Raw genomic sequence first — 17879 nt, 5'->3', positions numbered from 1 at the left:
TTCGTAAGGACGACCCCATGCCCCCAATGCGCTCTATCCAAGCCCGCTATACCCTGTTTCTGGTGCTGTTCGTCCTGGTGCTATTCGTGTTGACCGTCGTGGGTATCGGCCAGTTGGTCGCACCCAAGCTGCGACAGACCGAAGAACAGGTGGTGCTCAACCGCATCAGTGAGGTGGCAGAACAAATTCAGGGCGAACTGAACAAGGTTCAGGCCCAGCAACGCACCATCACCCAAACTATTCCACTGCTCGACAGCGATGCCATCGACAAGGTCCTGCCAGGCCTGGTCGACCAATATGGTGAACTGAAGGTATTTGGTGGTGGTATCTGGCCGCTGCCCAACCAGCGCACGCCGGGCCGCAACAAGCACAGCACGTTCTGGCACCGCGATGCGTCGGGCAAGCTGGCGGTGAACACGTTCTGGAACAGCGACCCCGCGCCCAACTATTACGACCAGAGCTGGTACAAAGGCGGCCTCGCTTCGCCGCGCGGGCAATGCGCCTGGGCGGCTGCCTACAAAGACGACGCCAGCCAGGAGCCGCGCACCAACTGCGCCATGGCGATCCAGCGTGACGGCGCCGCCTATGGCGTGGCCACCATCGACGTGACCCTGGGTTTCTTCAATGACCTGGTGGCCAGCAAGGAAAAAGACATCGGCGGGCAAATGCTGATCGTCGAGGGCGATGGCAAGATCATCAGCAACAGCTCGCGCCTGAGCAGCCCCGTGGTGTTGAAGAACATCAGCGAACTGACCTCCACCTCGGCATTTGCCACCCAGGTCAGCAAAGCCCTGGCCCATCGCGACCAGGCACTGCAACGCAGCGAGTTCGACAATGGCGGCGTGGCCAGCACCTTCTATCTGCGCCCCATCGAAGGCACGCCTTGGTTCCTTGCCACCGCCCTGCCCACTTCACTGATCACTGCCCAACGCGATGACGTGCTCGGCAGTCTGGCGCTGTTGCAGATCCCAATGGTGTTGCTGCTGGTGCTGCTGGCGGCGTATGCGATCCGCCAACTGGTGCAGCGCATGAAGATCCTCAAAACCAATATCGACGCGCTGTCCGCTGGCGATGCCGACCTCACGCGACGTATCACCATCCGCGCCGAAGACGAACTCGGCGCCATCGGTCACTCGGTGAACCACTTCATCGTCTACCTACAAAACATGATCGGCGAAGTCACCCAGGCCACCGGCGCGATGTCGTCAGGCCTTGAGCAATTGCAACGGACCTCGGCCCACACCAACCAGATCCTGGTGCGTCACGCCTCGGAAACCGACCAGACCGTCACCGCTATCACCGAGATGAGCTCCACCGCCGACAACGTCGCGCAAAACGCGGCCGAAACCGCCTCGTTCACTCAGCGCGCCAATGAGCACGCCGATCGCTCCCGCGTGGTCGTTGGGGAAGCATCCACCAGTGTCAGCGCCTTGATCGGCGAAGTTGCCGCCGCCACCCACACCGTGGAAAACATGCGCCAGGACGCCGCACGCATCACCGAGACCCTCGGGGTGATCGGCGCCATTGCTGGCCAGACCAACCTGTTGGCCCTCAACGCCGCCATTGAAGCGGCCCGGGCCGGTGAGCAAGGTCGAGGCTTTGCAGTGGTCGCCGACGAAGTGCGCGCCTTGGCTGCGCGCACTCAGGCAAGCACCTCGCAGATCAACGAGATGCTGGCACGCCTGACTGCCGGGGTGAGTTCCTCGGTCGCGGCCATGGAAAATACCCAGGCCAGCTGCCAATCGGCAGCGGATGCCACGGCGCGGGTCAACACCGGGTTGGATGAAATGGCGGGTTCCGTGAGCCATATCAACAACCTCAGCACGCAGATCGCCACAGCCGCCGAGCAGCAAAGCGCGGTGACCGAGGAGATCAACCGCAGCATGGTGCAAATCCGACACATGGTCGAAGAGTTGGTACAAAGCGGCCATGCCACCGAAACCAATACCCAGAGCCTGCTGGATGCCAATGGCCGGGTGATCGCCTTGATGGGCCGCTTTAAAGTGCGCTGATCAATTCTCTAAAGGCTCCCGTGCAAAGCGCGGGAGTCGGACTATTCTGACAGTTCCAAGTGTTAAGCCCCGCCACACAGGAGGTGTGCCATGCGCGCTGTCGAGCAGTCGTTCCGCTTGGAGCGGATCAGTCAGGAACGCTTTATCCAAGCCCCCATTGACGCTGTTTACGACTACGTGACCCAACCGGATCGCTGGCATGAATGGCACCCCACATCCCTCGGGGCCGACACCGGCACCACCGGATCGCTCCCCGCCGGTGCACGCTTTACCGAAATGATCGACCTGCTGGGTGTACGCGTGCCCATGAGCTACCGCGTGCAGATCGCCCGTCGTCCCGACGAGTTCAAGACGGTGTTCACGTCCCTCGCCGTCGATGGTTCCATCCACTATTTCCTCCTGCCCTTTCACGACGGCACGCTGTTCAAGCGTGTGCTGACCTATGAAACCGAATTGCAGTTGGCCAGCCTGCACGAACGCATGATCGAACTATCAGCGATTGCGCTGGACCAGCTCAGGCACCGCCTTGAAAACGCCAACCTTGTATAACTTTGAAACACTACAACGGCGCCCCCTTCAAAAAAGCGCGGAGAATGCCGGGCTTACTGCCTGGTCTTGGACGAAAACCTGATGAAAACCCCATTACGATTGGCCCTGCTTTCAGCCCTCTTCACCACCACCCTGGCCCAGGCCGCTGACCTCATCCCCATCGACGTGCACCGTGACGCCAACTGCGGCTGCTGCAAAAAATGGATCAGCCACCTGGAAAGCAACGGCTTCAAGGTTAACGACCATGTCGAAGCCGACATGAGTGCCGTCAAGCAACGCCTGGGCGTGGCCCCGCGCCTGGGCTCCTGTCACACCGCCGTGATCGACGGCAAATTCGTCGAGGGCCACGTGCCCGCCGATCAAGTGCTGGCTTTGCGCAAGCGCGACGACCTGCTGGGTATTGCCGCACCGGGCATGCCGATGGGTTCGCCCGGCATGGAAATGGACGGGCGCAGCGAGGCCTATCAAGTCATCGGGCTGACCCGAGACGGCAACGATGTCGTGGTGGCTGAGTACCCGGCGCACTGATCGATGCTGATGGGTTACCTCGGGCTGTTCGTCGCCGCCTTTGGTGCGGCGACCTTACTCCCATTGCAATCGGAAGCGGTGCTGGTAGGCCTGTTGCTCAGCGGGCATTACGGCCTGTGGTGGCTGCTGGGTATCGCGACCCTGGGCAATGTTCTCGGGTCGCTGGTCAACTGGTGGCTGGGCCGCTGGGTGGAGCACTTCAAGGGTCGACGCTGGTTTCCGGTCAGCGACAGACAACTGGAAAAAGCGCGCACCCATTACCAGCGCTGGGGACACTGGACGCTGCTGCTCAGTTGGGTGCCGATCATTGGCGACCCGCTGACGTTGGTGGCCGGGGTAATGCGTGAGCCCTTGTGGCGGTTTCTGCTGCTGGTGACCCTGGCTAAAGGCCTGCGCTATGCCGTGCTGGCCGCCGTGACCTTGCAATGGGTGTTAATCCCCACTTAATCCCTCGCAAAGAGCATCCGGACACCCTTCCTGGAGCCCCGCCCATGCCTCTATTCCGCGCTTTTTGCATCGCCGGCCTGCTGACGGCCAGCACAGCGCCTGCGCTCGCGGCCACCTACGGTCCCGAGCTGCAAGGTTTCCAGTACCCCTACCCCCTTGAACATTTCCAATTCCAATCCCAAGGCGAATCCCTGCAAATGGGCTACATGGACGTGCCGGCCAAAGGCACCGCCAATGGTCGCGCCGTCGTGCTGATGCACGGCAAAAATTTCTGTGGTGCAACGTGGGAAAGCTCGATCATGGCCCTGAGTGATGCCGGTTACCGAGTGATCGCACCGGACCAGGTCGGTTTTTGCAGCTCCAGCAAACCCGAGCACTACCAGTACAGCTTCCAGCAGTTGGCCCTCAACACCCACCAACTGCTGGAAAAGCTCGGCATTCAAAAGGTCACCCTGCTCGGCCACTCCACCGGCGGCATGCTCGCCACGCGTTACGCGCTGATGTACCCCGAGCAGACTGAGCAGTTGGCGCTGGTCAACCCCATCGGCCTGGAAGACTGGAAAGCCCTGGGCGTGCCTGCGCTCAGCGTCGACCAGTGGTATGCCCGTGAACTGAAAGTCAGCGCCGATGGGATTCGCCAATACCAGCTCAACACGTACTACGTCGGCCGCTGGAAGCCGGAATACGAGCGGTGGGTGGATATGTATGCCGGCCTGAGCAACGGCCCGGGGCATACGCGGGTCGCATGGAACTCGGCGTTGATTTACGACATGATCCTCACCCAGCCGGTGTACTACGAATTCAAGAACCTGCAGATGCCTACCCTCTTGCTGATCGGCACCTCCGACAACACCGCCATCGGCAAGGACGTCGCGCCGCCCGAGGTCAAAGCTAAGCTCGGCAACTACGCGGTGTTGGGCAAAACCGTGGCCAAGCTGATCCCCCACGCAACGCTGGTGGAGTTTCCCGGCCTGGGCCACGCGCCGCAGATGGAAGAACCGGCGAAGTTTCACCAGGCGCTGTTGCAGGGTTTGAACGCGCTTTAATCCAACCTTTTTCGAGGCACTCGTGAATGTCGGTACAGATCGCAGTCATTGATGATTGGCAGAATGTGGCCCGTGACGTGGTGGATTGGTCGGTGCTGGAGTCGGTCGGCCAGGTGCACTTCCTGCACGATTACCCAGCCGATACCGCCGTAATGATCGAACGTCTGCAAGCGTTCGAAGTGATTTGCGTGATGCGTGAACGCACCCCATTCGACGCCGCGCTGTTGCAGGGGCTGCCCAACCTCAAGTTGCTGGTGACCGGCGGCATGCGCAACGCGGCCATCGATATCCCCGCCGCCAAGGCCCTGGGCATTCACGTCTGCGGCACCGACAGCTATAAACAGGCGGCGCCGGAATTGACGTGGGCGTTGATCATGGCCTCCACCCGCAACCTGCTGGCCGAGGCCAACTCCGTGCGCGCCGGGCACTGGCAGGTTGGCCTTGGCGGCGACCTGTACGGGAAGACGCTAGGCATCCTTGGTCTGGGCAGCATCGGCCAGAAGGTCGCGCAATTTGCCCAAGTCTTCGGCATGCGCGTGATTGCCTGGAGTGAAAACCTCACGCCGGAGCGTGCGACGCAAGCCGGTGTAAGCTGGGTCAGCAAGGAAGACCTGTTCAAACAGGCCGATATCCTGACCATCCACCTGGTACTCAGCGACCGCACCCGCGGCCTGGTAGATGCAGAAGCGTTGGGCTGGATGAAACCGACGGCGCGTCTGGTGAATACCGCGCGTGGGCCGATTGTGGATGAGCAGGCATTGGTTGAGGCATTGAGCCGTGGTCGCCTGGCGGGGGCTGCACTGGATGTGTATGCCGAGGAGCCGTTGCCGCTGGATCATCCGTTCCGGCACTTGCCTAATGTGCTGGCCACGCCCCATGTAGGCTATGTGAGCGAGCAGAATTATCGGCAGTTCTACCAGCAGATGATCGAGGATATCCAAGCCTGGGCGAACAACGCGCCCATCCGGCCGATTGGCTGACGCACCAATACGGGGCGCCTCTCACCGCAGAGGCGCACGCCGCCCCTGTGGTGAGAGGTTTGCTCAGAAAATAAGCTCACATCCTCCTGTCCACGGCCGCCACAACCCCTGTGGTGAGCAGGCTTGCCCTGCGACGGAGTGCGAAGCGCTCCCCAGTGGCTAGCCTTGCTGCATCAGGTACATGGGCGGTGCTCCCAATGGGGCTGCTTCGCAGCCCAGCGCAGGGCAAGCCTGCTCACTACAAAATGCGGCTCAGCCACTACTCCACAGTCGCAAACAATCCTGAGGTGAGAGGTTTGCTCAGAAATAAGCTCACAACCTCCTGCCCACGGGCACCACGACCTCTGTGGTGAGCAGGCTTGCCCTGCGCCGGAGTGCGAAGCGCTCCCCAATGGCTCGCCTTGCTGTATCAGGTACATAGGCGGTGCTCCTGATGGGGCTGCTTCGCAGCCCAGCGCAGGGCAAGCCTGCTCACTACAAAATACGGCTCAGCCCCACTCCACAGTCGCAAACAACGCTGTGGTGAGAGGTTTGCTCAGAAATAAGCTCACAACCTCCTGCCCACGGGCGCCACAACCCCTGTGGTGAGCAGGCTTGCCCTGCGCCGGAGTGCGAAGCGCTCCCAAATGGCTAGCCTTGCTGCATCAGGTACATAGGCGGTGCTCCCAGTGGGGCCGCTTCGCAGCCCAGCGCAGGGCAAGCCTGCTCACTACAAAATACGGCTCAGCCCCACTCCACAGTCGCAAACAACGCTGTGGTGAGAGGTTTGCTCAGAAATAAGCTCACAACCTCCTGCCCACAGGCGCCACAACCTCTGTGGTGAGCAGGCTTGCCCTGCGACGGAGTGCGATGCGCTCCCAAATGGTTCACCTTGCTGCATCAGGTACATAGGCGGTGCTCCTAATGGGGCCGCTTCGCAGCCCAGCGCAGGGCAAGCCTGCTCACTACAAAATGCAGCTCAGCCCTTACTCCACAGTCGCAAACAATTGTGTGGTGAGAGGTTTGCTCAGAAATAAGCTCACAACCTCCTGCCCACGGGCGCCACAACCTCTGTGGTGAGCAGGCTTGCCCTGCGCCGGAGTGCGAAGCGCTCCCAAATGGTTCACCTTGCTGCACCAGGTACATAAGCGGTGCCCCTAATGGGGCTGCTTCGCAGCCCAGCGCAGGGCAAGCCTGCTCACTACAAAACCCAGGTCAAACTGCATTACCTCGAAATACACCACTGCCCCACAAACAATTGGCTAATAACCACTGACTCTCAGGTTAAAAGTTTTTTGTCCTACAAAATCTTCCCAGAAACCCTACAGGCTATGAGGATCTGTCCTAGACTGATGACCGATGGGTCCGTTCCAAAACAAAAACCCCGCAAAAAATCTAAACTTTCCGACTCTGCCATTGGTCCAGTTTTAAGGTAAGGCGAGCACACACGCTTCACAGCACATGCCCGTCCATCCAATCTTTTTTCGCAATCCGTGCAACTGGCATACGCCTTGCCAGTTTGTACAGTGCTTGTGCGCCTGGCCGCAGGATGCGGCCAATCGGAGCTAGTGGCAGCGGGCCATTAGCCGACCAACAAAATGGGAGTGCATTATGATCAGTGCCGCAGTAGATACTCAGGGAGAGCGTTTCAGTCAGCCTGCAGGGGGGCCTACGTCGTTGGCCGACCTGCCAAGCTCTGTGCGGCCGATCGTGAGTCACAACCCGAATCGAAAGAAAGTGCTGTTTGTAACGTCCGAGTTTGCTGACCTGGTGAAAACCGGTGGCCTGGGCGACGTCTCCGCGGCCCTGCCCCGTGCCATGGCTCACCTGCATGATGTGCGCGTGTTGATCCCCGGCTACCCGCAGGTCATGGAAAGCGACAACCCGATCCACATCATCGGTGAACTGGGCGGCCACGCCGCGCTGCCGCCATGCAAGATCGGGCGTATGGACCTCAAGGACGGCCTTGTCATTTATGTGTTGATCTGCCCCGAGCTCTACGAGCGTGAAGGCACGCCTTACGGTGCCAACAACGGCCGCGACTGGCCGGACAACCATATCCGCTTCGCCCGCCTGGGCCTGGCCGCCGCCGACATCGCCGCCAACCTCGCGCAGATTCACTGGTGCCCGGACTTGGTGCACGCCCACGACTGGCCTGCTGGCCTGGCCCCGGCGTATATGCACTGGCGTGGATCACGTACGCCGACCCTGTTCACCATTCATAACTTGGCCTATCAAGGTGTGGTCAGCCTGGCCTCGACGCCAGAGCTGGGTATCCCGCCCCACGCCCTGCAGCAGGAAGGCATGGAGTTCTACGGCAAGATGTCGTTCCTCAAGGCCGGCATGGCTTATTCCAGCCATATCACCACGGTGAGCGCCACCTACGCCCAGGAAATCACCACCCCGGAATTTGGCTGCGGCCTCGACGGTTTTCTCGCCGCCAAGACCCAGCAAGGCCTGCTCAGTGGTATCCCCAACGGTATTGATGAAAGCTGGGAAACCTCCACCGACGAGCACCTGACGCACAACTTCAATATCGGCGACTGGGAAGGCAAGGCAATCAATGCCGCCCACGTGCGCGAATTGTTCGGTCTGCACGATTCCACCGGCCCGCTGTTCGCCGTGGTCTCGCGTCTTGTCTACCAAAAAGGCCTGGACCTGACCGAAGCGGTGGCTGGCTTCATCGTTGAGAACGGCGGCCAGATCGCAATCATCGGGCGCGGCGAACCGGAAGAAGAACAGGCCATGCGTGAACTGGCCCTGCGCTTCCCGGGCCAAGTCGGCGTGCGCATCGGCTTCAACGAAACCGACGCGCGCCGTATGTTTGCCGGCAGCGACTTCCTGCTGATGCCATCGCGCTACGAGCCCTGCGGCCTGAGCCAGATGTACGCCCAGCGCTTCGGCTCACTGCCGGTGGCACGCAATACCGGCGGGCTGGCAGACACTATCGAAAATGGCGTCACCGGGTTCCTGTTCAATGAATCCACGGTGGAAAGTTATGAAGAAGCCCTGAGCCGCGCGTTCAAGGTCTTCGCTTTCCCAGGCCTGCTCAACGCCATGCGTTGCCGTGCCATGACCCAACCGTTCAATTGGTGCCAGGCAGTCGAACCCTACGCCGAACTCTACGAACAACTTGTGGCCAAGGCCCTGGGGAAATCAGTCAAGTAATCAAGGGAGGCCTCTATAGATGCCGTTACGGACTCTAGAAACCTGGCCCCACGGCGCAATCATGCTGGACGCGCAACACACGCGTTTTGCCTTGTGGGCGCCAGACGCGTTTTATGTCAGCGTTGAATTGGAAGACGGCAAATCAGTTGCCATGCTGCCGCAGGCAGAGGGCTGGTTTGAAGTAGAAATAAAGTGCCCGGCGGGCACGCGCTACCGCTACAACATCGACGGGGAAAAAGACGTGCCCGACCCCGCATCCCGGGCCCAAGCGTGCGATGTGCACGGTTGGAGCCGGGTGGTTGACCCCCTCGCCTATAAATGGCGGCACAGCCAGTGGCAAGGTCGCCCGTGGCATGAGGCGGTGATCTACGAGCTGCATGTCGGCGCAATGGGAGGCTACGCCGGCGTGGAGAAACACCTGCCACGCCTGGCCGAGCTGGGCGTCACGGCCATTGAGTTGATGCCCTTGGCGCAGTTCCCCGGCGAACGCAACTGGGGCTACGACGGGGTTCTACCCTACGCGCCCCATTCTTCGTACGGCACACCTGAGCAGCTCAAGCACTTGATCGACAGCGCTCACGAGCACGGCCTGGCCGTGATCCTCGACGTGGTCTACAACCACTTCGGTCCTGACGGCAACTACTTGGGTCAATACGCCCAAGGCTTCTTTCGCGAAGACGTGCACACCCCCTGGGGCGCGGGGATCGATTTCGAGCGCCGCGAGGTGCGCCACTTTTTCCTCGACAACGCACTGATGTGGCTGATGGAGTACCGCTTCGACGGCCTGCGCCTGGATGCCGTGCACGCCATCGACAATCCCGGTTTCCTGCAACAACTGGCGCAGCGTGTGCGCCAGCAGGTCGACACCGGTCGCCACGTTTGGCTGGTGCTGGAGAACGAATTCAACCAGGCCAGCCTGCTGGAGCATGATTTCGATGCACAGTGGAATGACGACGGCCATAACGCGCTGCACGTGCTGCTCACCGGTGAAACCGACGCCTATTACAGCGACTTCGCCGCAGGCACCACAGCCAAGCTGGCGCGCTGCCTGGGCGAAGGGTTCATCTACCAAGGCGAGACCACACGCCATGGCCACACCCGTGGCGAACCCAGCGCGCACCTTCCACCCAGTGCCTTTGTGCTGTTTTTGCAGAACCACGACCAGATCGGCAACCGCGCCTTGGGCGAGCGCCTGCATCAACTGTGCTCGCCTCAGGCACTCAAGGCCGCGACCACGTTGCTGCTGCTGTCGCCGATGATCCCGCTGATGTTCATGGGCGATGAAGTCAACGCCAAAGAGCCCTTCCTATTTTTCACCGACCACCACGGCGAACTGGCCGAAGCGGTACGTGAAGGCCGGCGCAACGAGTTTGCCGACTTCGCCGCATTCCAGGATCCCGAGCGACGCGAACGCATCCCTGACCCCAACGCCCTGCCTACCTTCCAGCAATCAAACCCGACATTTACCGACAGCGAACAGGCGCAGTTCTACCGCCAACTGCTGAGCCTGCGCCATCGCCACCTCGTGCCGCACTTGCCCGGCAGTGTGGCGCTGGGCGCCCAAGTGCTGGCGGACGGCGCTGTGACAGCCCGCTGGCGGTTGGGCAATGGCAGTCTGTTGCAGATCGACCTGAACCTAAGTGCCACGCCCGTGAATCATCCGGCGCCGGAGCACCTACTTTTTGCCACGCCTGCTGAGCAAGGCGCGCAACTGCCGCCGTACAGCGCGCGCGTCAGCCTTTCCCCTGTTGGAGAACACCCTTGAGTGAAGCGAACCTGGAAATCCTCGCCAGCCGCGCAGGCCTGGCCGTCGATTGGATCGACGCCAACGGCCGCCCGCAACGCGTGACACCCGATGCCCTGCGCGCTGTCCTCAAAGGCCTCGGTCATCCGGCCGACAGCGACGCAGAGATCAATACCAGCCTGCTGGAACTGGAGCGGGCGCAACAAGACAAACACCTGCCGCCCTTGATGACGGTCGACAGCGGCGACGGCCTTGACTTGGCGCACTACTTCGAACCCGACACCCTGTGCCGTGTCAGCCTGGAAGACGGCGAAACCCTGGACCTGCGCCTGGACGGCGCCGCCGTGCTGCCGGGCATCATCGCCCTGGGCTACCACCAGGTGCACATCAACGACCAGACCTTCACGCTGGCCGTCGCCCCCACTCACTGCTACAGCGTCGCCGACTCGGTCGACAGCCAGCCTGCCCGCGCCTGGGGCCTGAGTGCGCAGCTGTACTCGCTGCGCCGTCTGGGCGATGGTGGCTTCGGCGACACCCTGGCCCTGGAACACCTCGCCCGTTCTGCCGCCGAGCGCGGCGCCGATGCCCTGGCAATCAGCCCGATGCACGCGATGTTCAGCGCCGACACAGGGCGCTACAGCCCCTATTCGCCGTCCAGCCGTTTGTTCCTCAACAGCTTGTATGCCTCGCCCGGCTGCATCCTTGGCGAACGTGAAGTGCGCAACGCCATCGACGCCCTTGGTCTGGAGGATGAGCTGCACGCACTGGAGCAACACACCCTGATCGACTGGCCCGCCGCCGCCAAAGCCAAGCAACGCCTGTTGCGCGCGCTGTACGAAGACTTCCGCCACGGCCAGCATCCGCAACATGCCGATTTCCTGAGTTTCCGCCAGGCCGGCGGTGAAGCCCTGGAAAATCACTGTCGCTTTGAAGCGGTGCAAGCTGTGCGCGCGGCTGCCGGCGAAGCGCTCGACTGGCGCCACTGGCCGCAGGAGTGGCGTACCCCGCAGAGCCCGGCGCTGGCGAAGTTTGCCGAGGACAACCGAGAAGAGATCGGCTACTTCGCCTTCACCCAATGGCTGATCGCCCGCTGCCTTGAGCGCGCGCAACAAGCCGCCAAGGGCAGTGGCATGGGCGTTGGCTTGATCGCCGACCTGGCGGTGGGAGCTGACGGCGGTGGCAGCCAGGCCTGGAGCCGCCAGGATGAACTGCTGGCCAACCTGACCGTGGGCGCGCCGCCGGACATCCTCAACCGTGCGGGCCAGGGCTGGGGCATTTCCGCGTTCTCGCCGGAAGGCCTCCAGCGCAATGGGTTCCGCGCATTTATCGAGATGCTGCGCGCCAACTTTGCCCATGCCGGTGGTTTACGCATCGACCATGTGATGGGCCTGCAACGTCTGTGGGTCATCCCCATGGACGCATCCCCTCGCGAAGGCGCTTACCTGTATTACCCGGTGGACGACCTGTTGCGTCTGTTGGCGCTGGAATCTCACCGCCATCAAGCCATCGTCCTCGGTGAAGACCTCGGCACTGTGCCCGACGGCCTGCGCGAAAAACTCAGTAGCCGCTCTATTCTGGGGATGCGTGTGCTGCTCTTCGAGCAAGGCCACGATGGTCAGTTCACGCCGATTCTCGACTGGCCGAACAACGCCCTGGCCACTACCAGCACCCACGATTTGCCCACGCTCAATGGTTGGTGGCACAGCCGCGACATCGATTGGAACATCCAACTCGGCCTGATCGATGCGCCCACCGTGGAGCAATGGAGCGAACACCGCCTGCGCGAACGCCAGGCCCTGCGCCAGGCCTTGAGCCAGGACCCGCAGAACTTCGTTGACGAGATCCGTAACGAAACCGACCACATGATCGACGCCAGCGTGCGCTACCTCGGCCATACCCGTGCGCCGTTGGTGCTGTTGCCACTGGAAGACGCCCTGGGCGTCGAAGAACAAGCCAACCTGCCCGGCACCACCGATACCCATCCCAATTGGCGCCGACGCCTGGCGGGTGAGGCTTCAAGTTTGCTGGACAATGCCGGAGCCGCGCGCCGCCTTGAACTATTGGCCGTCGCGCGCAACCAGGCCTATGAGCGTGACCGATGAAGACACTGCCCCTGCGCGCCACCCAGCGCCTTCAATTTCATAAAGGCTTTACGTTGGACGATGCGGTGCCGCTGGTGCCGTATTTTGCCGAGTTAGGCATCAGCCATCTTTACGCTTCGCCCCTGCTCAGCGCCCGCGCCGGGTCCATGCACGGCTACGACGTGGTCGACCCGACCCGCGTCAATCCGGAACTGGGCGGTGAACCCGCCTTGCGCCGCCTGGTCGCCGCCCTGCGTGAACACGACATGGGGCTGATCCTCGATATCGTCTCCAACCATATGGCCGTTGGCGGTGCCGATAACCCGTGGTGGCTGGACCTGCTGGAGTGGGGGCGCCTGAGCCCGTACAGCGAGTTCTTCGACATCCAGTGGCACTCGCCCGACCCGCTGCTCAAGGGTCAACTGTTGATGCCGTTTCTGGGCAGCGACTACGGCGAAGCGTTACAGACCGGCACCCTGACATTGCATTTCGATGCGGTCCACGGCGCATTTTATGTCGAGCATTACGAGCATCGCTTCCCGATCTGCCCACGAGATTACGCGTTGATCCTGGGCAGCGATGAAACGCTCAAACCCCTGGCTGACCGTTTCGCCGCCCTCGCCTATCAGGACGACACCTACGCCGAAGCCGCCTGGCTCAAGCAGGCGCTGGCCGAGCGGGCGACTGAAGTCCTGGCGGCTATCGAAGACCGCTTGACCCAGTTCGATGGGCGCCAACCCGAGGGTTTCAACCGCCTGCATCAGTTGCTCGAACAACAGGCCTACCGCCTGGCGAGTTGGCGCACGGCGGCAGACGATATCAACTGGCGGCGCTTCTTCGACGTCAATGAGCTGGGTGGCCTGCGCGTAGAACGCACGGCGGTGTTCGAGGCCACCCACGGCAAGATTTTCGAACTGATCAGCGAAGGTTTGGTGGATGGGTTGCGTATCGACCATATCGACGGCCTGGCCGACCCGCGGGGTTATTGCCGCAAGCTGCGTCGCCGAGTGGACGCCCTGGCACCTGGGCGGCACTTGCCGATCTTTGTCGAGAAGATCCTCGGTGAAGGCGAAACCCTGCGTGAGGATTGGTGTGTGGACGGCACCACCGGTTATGAATTCATGGACCAACTGTCCTTGCTGCAACACCAGCCGGACGGCTTTGCACCGCTGGCCGAGCTGTGGACACGCCATACCGAACGGCCCTCAGCGTTTATCGAAGAAGCCCGTCTGGCCCGCCAGCAGATCCTCAACGGCTCCTTGGGCGGGGACTTTGAAAGCGTCGCCCAAGCGCTCCTGCAAGTGGCCCGCGACGATGTGATGACCCGCGACCTGACCTTGGGCGCGATTCGCCGCGCCCTGCAGGAGCTGATCGTGCACTTCCCGGTGTACCGCACTTACATCAGCGCCTTGGGCCGCAGCGCCGCCGACGACGCGGTGTTCCAGCAGGCCATGGACGGTGCCCGCACCACCTTGAGCGAGGGCGACTGGCCGGTGCTGGATCACCTCGAAAAATCCCTCGGCGGCCAGCCTTGGCGCCAACGTCCGGTGGGCCGTGAGCGCAAGATCCTCAAGCATGCCTGCGTACGCTTCCAGCAACTGACCTCGCCCGCGGCCGCCAAAGCCGTGGAAGACACCGCGTTCTATCGCTCAGCGGTGCTGCTGTCGCGTAATGATGTGGGCTTCAGTACTGAGCAGTTCAGCGCACCGTTGACCGAATTCCATTCGATCAACCAACAGCGCTTGGAAGCCTTCCCGGATAACCTGCTGGCCACCGCCACCCACGACCACAAACGCGGCGAAGACACCCGCGCTCGACTGGCAGTGCTCAGCGAGTGCGCCGACTGGTACGTGGAACAGGTTGAGCAGTGGCGCACCCTGGCAGCACCGTTACGCAGCGATGCCGACACTCCGTCGGCCGGTGATGAGCTGATCCTCTACCAAGTGCTGCTGGGCAGTTGGCCGCTGGACCAGGGTGATGACTTCGACGGCTATCAACAACGCCTCTGGCAGTGGCAACAAAAGGCCCTGCGCGAAGCCAAATTGAACAGCAGTTGGAGTGCGCCCAACGACGCCTACGAACAAGGCGTGGAAGCGTTTCTGTCGCGTCTATTGCTCAGTGAAGAAGGTCGCACGTTGCGCACCGCAATTGCGGCGGCTGCCCAGGCGATTGCCCCGGCCGGGGCGCTCAACGGGCTGGCGCAATCCTTGCTTCGCATCACTGTGCCGGGTGTACAAGACCTGTACCAGGGCGCTGAGTTCTGGGACTTCAGCCTGGTGGATCCGGACAACCGTCGTCCGGTGGATTTCAGTGCACGACAACGGGCACTCGAGACCCCAACGGACATCGGCGAACTGTTGTTCAACTGGCGTGACGGGCGCATCAAACAGGCGGTGATTGCCCAGGTGCTGGCCTTGCGCAAGGCCCAGCCTGAGCTGTTTCGCAACGGTACTTACACACCGCTGGAAGTGGTCGGCCAACATGCCGAGCGGGTGGTCGCATTCTGTCGCGAACACCAGGGCAAACGCCTGCTGGTAGTGGTTCCACGCTGGTCACATCACTTGCTGGAGAACGGTGTGTATCCCCAGATCAATGCGCAGGTTTGGGGCGATACGCGGCTGAAATTACCGTTCGCCGCACCAACTCAAAACTGGAAGGGACTTTTTCATACAGGCGCAGTCACACCAGACAAGGAGCTGTTGATCAGCACTGCCCTGGGGGATTTCCCGGTCAATGTCTTTATCAATCCTGATGATCAAGAAAGCTGAAAATTTTCTGTGAGGAGCATTGTGATGAGTACTGAAGACAAACGCATACGCGAACTGGCGCATCAGATCTGGGAGTCTGAAGGTAAGCCCCATGGTGAAGATGCGCGCCACTGGGAGATGGCGCGCAAGCTGGCCGAAGCCGAAGCGCTGACGCCGAGTAAACCCAAGGCTGGCGCCAAGCCGAAGGCCGCGCCCAAGCCGCCCGCCAAAGCCAAACCGCCGGCTCCGGTTGCCAGCAAGCCGACACCTCCTGCGGCGAAAAAGCCCTCGGCTCCGAAAAAGCCAAAGCCTTAATCCTATCAACCGCCTGCCGACGCGTTCGGCAGGCGGTTACTTCATCACACTGATTGTGAGCTGAACGTTCGTCAGCCTGGCGGCGTTCGGCCTGAAAAAAGACCCTTGCAGGAGCAACTTGAATGAGCAAACCCGACAAAAACCAAGCGACGCAGGAACATGAACCGTCGCGGATTCGCGAAGGTTTGCCCTTCCCGCTCGGTGCCACCTGGGACGGCCTGGGTGTCAACTTTGCGCTGTTTTCGGCCAACGCCACCAAGGTGGAACTGTGCCTGTTCGACGACGCTGGCGAAGTAGAGCTGGAGCGCATCGAGCTGCCGGAATACACCGACGAAATCTTCCACGGTTACTTGCCCGATGCCCATCCAGGACTGATTTACGGTTATCGGGTATACGGCGCCTACGATCCGGCCAATGGTCATCGTTTCAACCACCACAAATTGCTGATCGACCCCTACGCCAAACAGCTGGTAGGTGAGCTCAAATGGTCCGAAGCACTGTTCGGCTACACCATCGGCCATCCCGACGACGACCTCAGTTTCGACGAGCGTGACAGCGCGCCGTTCGTGCCTAAGTGCAAGGTCATCGATCCGGCACACACCTGGGGTAACGACCAGCCGGTGCGGGTGCCATGGGACCGTACGATCATTTATGAAACCCACCTGCGCGGCATCAGCATGCGTCACCCCTCGGTGGGTGAATCCGTGCGCGGCACGTGCGCCGGGTTGATGGAAGACGATGTGCTCAAGCACATTCGCCAGTTGGGTATTTCGTCGGTGGAGCTGCTGCCGGTGCACGCCTTCGTCAACGACCAGCACCTGCTGGAAAAAGGCATGACCAACTACTGGGGCTACAACAGCATCGCGTTTTTCGCCCCCGACCCCCGCTACCTGGCCAGCGGCAAGATCGCCGAGTTCAAGGAGATGGTCGCGCACCTGCACGAGCAGAAGCTGGAAGTGATCCTCGACGTGGTCTACAACCACACCGCCGAAGGCAACGAGCGCGGTCCGACTCTGTCCATGCGCGGCATCGACAATGCCTCGTACTACCGCTTGATGCCTGACGACAAGCGCTTCTACATCAACGATTCCGGCACCGGTAACACCCTGGACCTGAGTCACCCGTGCGTGCTGCAAATGGTCACTGACTCCTTGCGGTACTGGGCCAACGAGATGCATGTCGACGGTTTCCGCTTCGACCTGGCAACGATCCTTGGCCGCTATCGCGATGGTTTCGACGAGCGCCACAGTTTCCTCGTGGCCTGCCGCCAGGACCCGGTACTGCGTCAGCTCAAACTGATCGCCGAGCCTTGGGACTGCGGCCCGGGCGGCTATCAAGTGGGCAATTTCCCACCGGGCTGGGTGGAATGGAACGACCGTTTCCGCGATACCGTGCGCGCATTCTGGAAAGGCGACGACGGCCAGCTCGCGGACTTCGCCGGGCGCATGACCGCCTCGGGCGAGATGTTCAATCATCGCGGTCGCCGCCCGTACAGCTCGGTGAATTTCATCACCGCCCACGACGGTTTCACCCTGCATGATCTCGTGTCGTACAACGACAAGCACAACGAAGACAACGACGAGAACAATCAGGACGGCAGCAACAACAACCTGTCCTGGAACCACGGCGTTGAAGGCCCCACCGACGACCCGGAAATCAACGCGCTGCGCCTGCGCCAGATGCGTAACTTCTTCGCCACTCTGCTGCTGGCCCAAGGTACGCCGATGATCGTCGCCGGTGACGAATTCGCCCGCACTCAGCACGGCAACAACAATGCCTATTGCCAGGACAGCGAGATCGGCTGGGTCAACTGGGAATTGGACGATGACGGCAAGTCGCTGCTCAAGTTCGTCAAACGCTTGATCAAGCTACGCTTGGCCTACCCGATCCTGCGACGTGGACGCTTCCTGGTCGGCGACTATAACGAAGACATCGGCGTGAAGGACGTAACCTGGCTCGCACCCGATGGCAACGAAATGACCACCGAACAGTGGGAAGACAGCCACGGTCGCTGCCTCGGCATGTTGATGGACGGCCGCGCCCAGGAAACCGGGATTCGTCGCGCCGGTGCCGATGCGACCTTGTTGCTGGTGGTCAACGCGCACCACGACATGGTCAATTTCCGCCTGCCGCCAGTGCCCGAGGGTGAGTTCTGGACCTGCATGCTCGATACCAATGACACCGCAGTACGCGGTCAGGAACGCTTTGATTTTGAACATGAATACGCGGTGACCGGCCGCTCGCTGTTGTTGTTTGAACTGCAGCGCGAAGACGAGGTGTGAG

General features: G+C 61.4%; 12 protein-coding genes. All 12 read left to right on the top strand.

Annotated elements, in window-relative coordinates; genetic code table 11:
• Positions 1–17 precede the first annotated feature (17 nt).
• The 12 genes from ACKZ62_RS13160 (at position 18) to glgX (ending at position 17878) form a co-directional block, all read left to right on the top strand.
• Entirely contained in the window at positions 18–2012 is a 1995-nt protein-coding gene (locus ACKZ62_RS13160) for a methyl-accepting chemotaxis protein (protein ID WP_032885247.1), read from the top strand.
• A 90-nt stretch (positions 2013–2102) separates the two neighbouring features.
• Complete coding sequence (locus ACKZ62_RS13155) at positions 2103–2561, top strand: SRPBCC family protein (RefSeq protein ID WP_032885248.1); 459 nt, start codon at positions 2103–2105, stop codon at positions 2559–2561.
• Positions 2562–2642: 81 nt separating this feature from the next.
• Entirely contained in the window at positions 2643–3089 is a 447-nt protein-coding gene (locus ACKZ62_RS13150; RefSeq protein ID WP_032885249.1) for a DUF411 domain-containing protein, read from the top strand.
• Between the two features lie 3 nt (positions 3090–3092).
• Complete coding sequence (locus tag ACKZ62_RS13145) at positions 3093–3536, top strand: YqaA family protein (protein ID WP_260366777.1); 444 nt, start codon at positions 3093–3095, stop codon at positions 3534–3536.
• Between the two features lie 44 nt (positions 3537–3580).
• A complete protein-coding gene (locus ACKZ62_RS13140; protein WP_122765217.1) occupies positions 3581–4582 on the top strand; it encodes an alpha/beta fold hydrolase in 1002 nt (333 codons plus the stop codon).
• A gap of 26 nt (positions 4583–4608) precedes the next feature.
• Entirely contained in the window at positions 4609–5562 is a 954-nt protein-coding gene (locus ACKZ62_RS13135) for a D-2-hydroxyacid dehydrogenase family protein (RefSeq protein ID WP_447096797.1), read from the top strand.
• 1590 nt (positions 5563–7152) lie between these two features.
• The gene (gene glgA / locus ACKZ62_RS13130; RefSeq protein WP_081797612.1) at positions 7153–8709 is read left to right on the top strand and encodes a glycogen synthase GlgA; all 1557 of its coding nucleotides are present in this window, start codon (positions 7153–7155) and stop codon (positions 8707–8709) included.
• A 19-nt stretch (positions 8710–8728) separates the two neighbouring features.
• The gene (gene treZ, locus ACKZ62_RS13125) at positions 8729–10474 is read left to right on the top strand and encodes a malto-oligosyltrehalose trehalohydrolase (protein ID WP_447096796.1); all 1746 of its coding nucleotides are present in this window, start codon (positions 8729–8731) and stop codon (positions 10472–10474) included.
• Positions 10471–12555: a 4-alpha-glucanotransferase gene (gene malQ / locus ACKZ62_RS13120; protein WP_032885256.1), complete on the top strand. Its 2085-nt coding sequence runs from the start codon at positions 10471–10473 to the stop codon at positions 12553–12555. Before treZ ends, malQ begins: the two co-directional genes overlap by 4 nt.
• A complete protein-coding gene (locus tag ACKZ62_RS13115; protein WP_447096795.1) occupies positions 12552–15302 on the top strand; it encodes a malto-oligosyltrehalose synthase in 2751 nt (916 codons plus the stop codon). Before malQ ends, ACKZ62_RS13115 begins: the two co-directional genes overlap by 4 nt.
• 24 nt (positions 15303–15326) lie before the next feature.
• A complete protein-coding gene (locus ACKZ62_RS13110) occupies positions 15327–15596 on the top strand; it encodes a DUF2934 domain-containing protein (protein WP_095184657.1) in 270 nt (89 codons plus the stop codon).
• 122 nt (positions 15597–15718) lie between these two features.
• A complete protein-coding gene (gene glgX, locus ACKZ62_RS13105) occupies positions 15719–17878 on the top strand; it encodes a glycogen debranching protein GlgX (protein ID WP_032885261.1) in 2160 nt (719 codons plus the stop codon).
• Position 17879: the final 1 nt, after the last annotated feature.

The sequence above is a fragment of the Pseudomonas sivasensis genome (assembly GCF_052938085.1).
The sequence above is the reverse complement of the archived record's forward strand: the minus strand, read 5'-3'. Positions and strand labels throughout refer to the sequence as shown.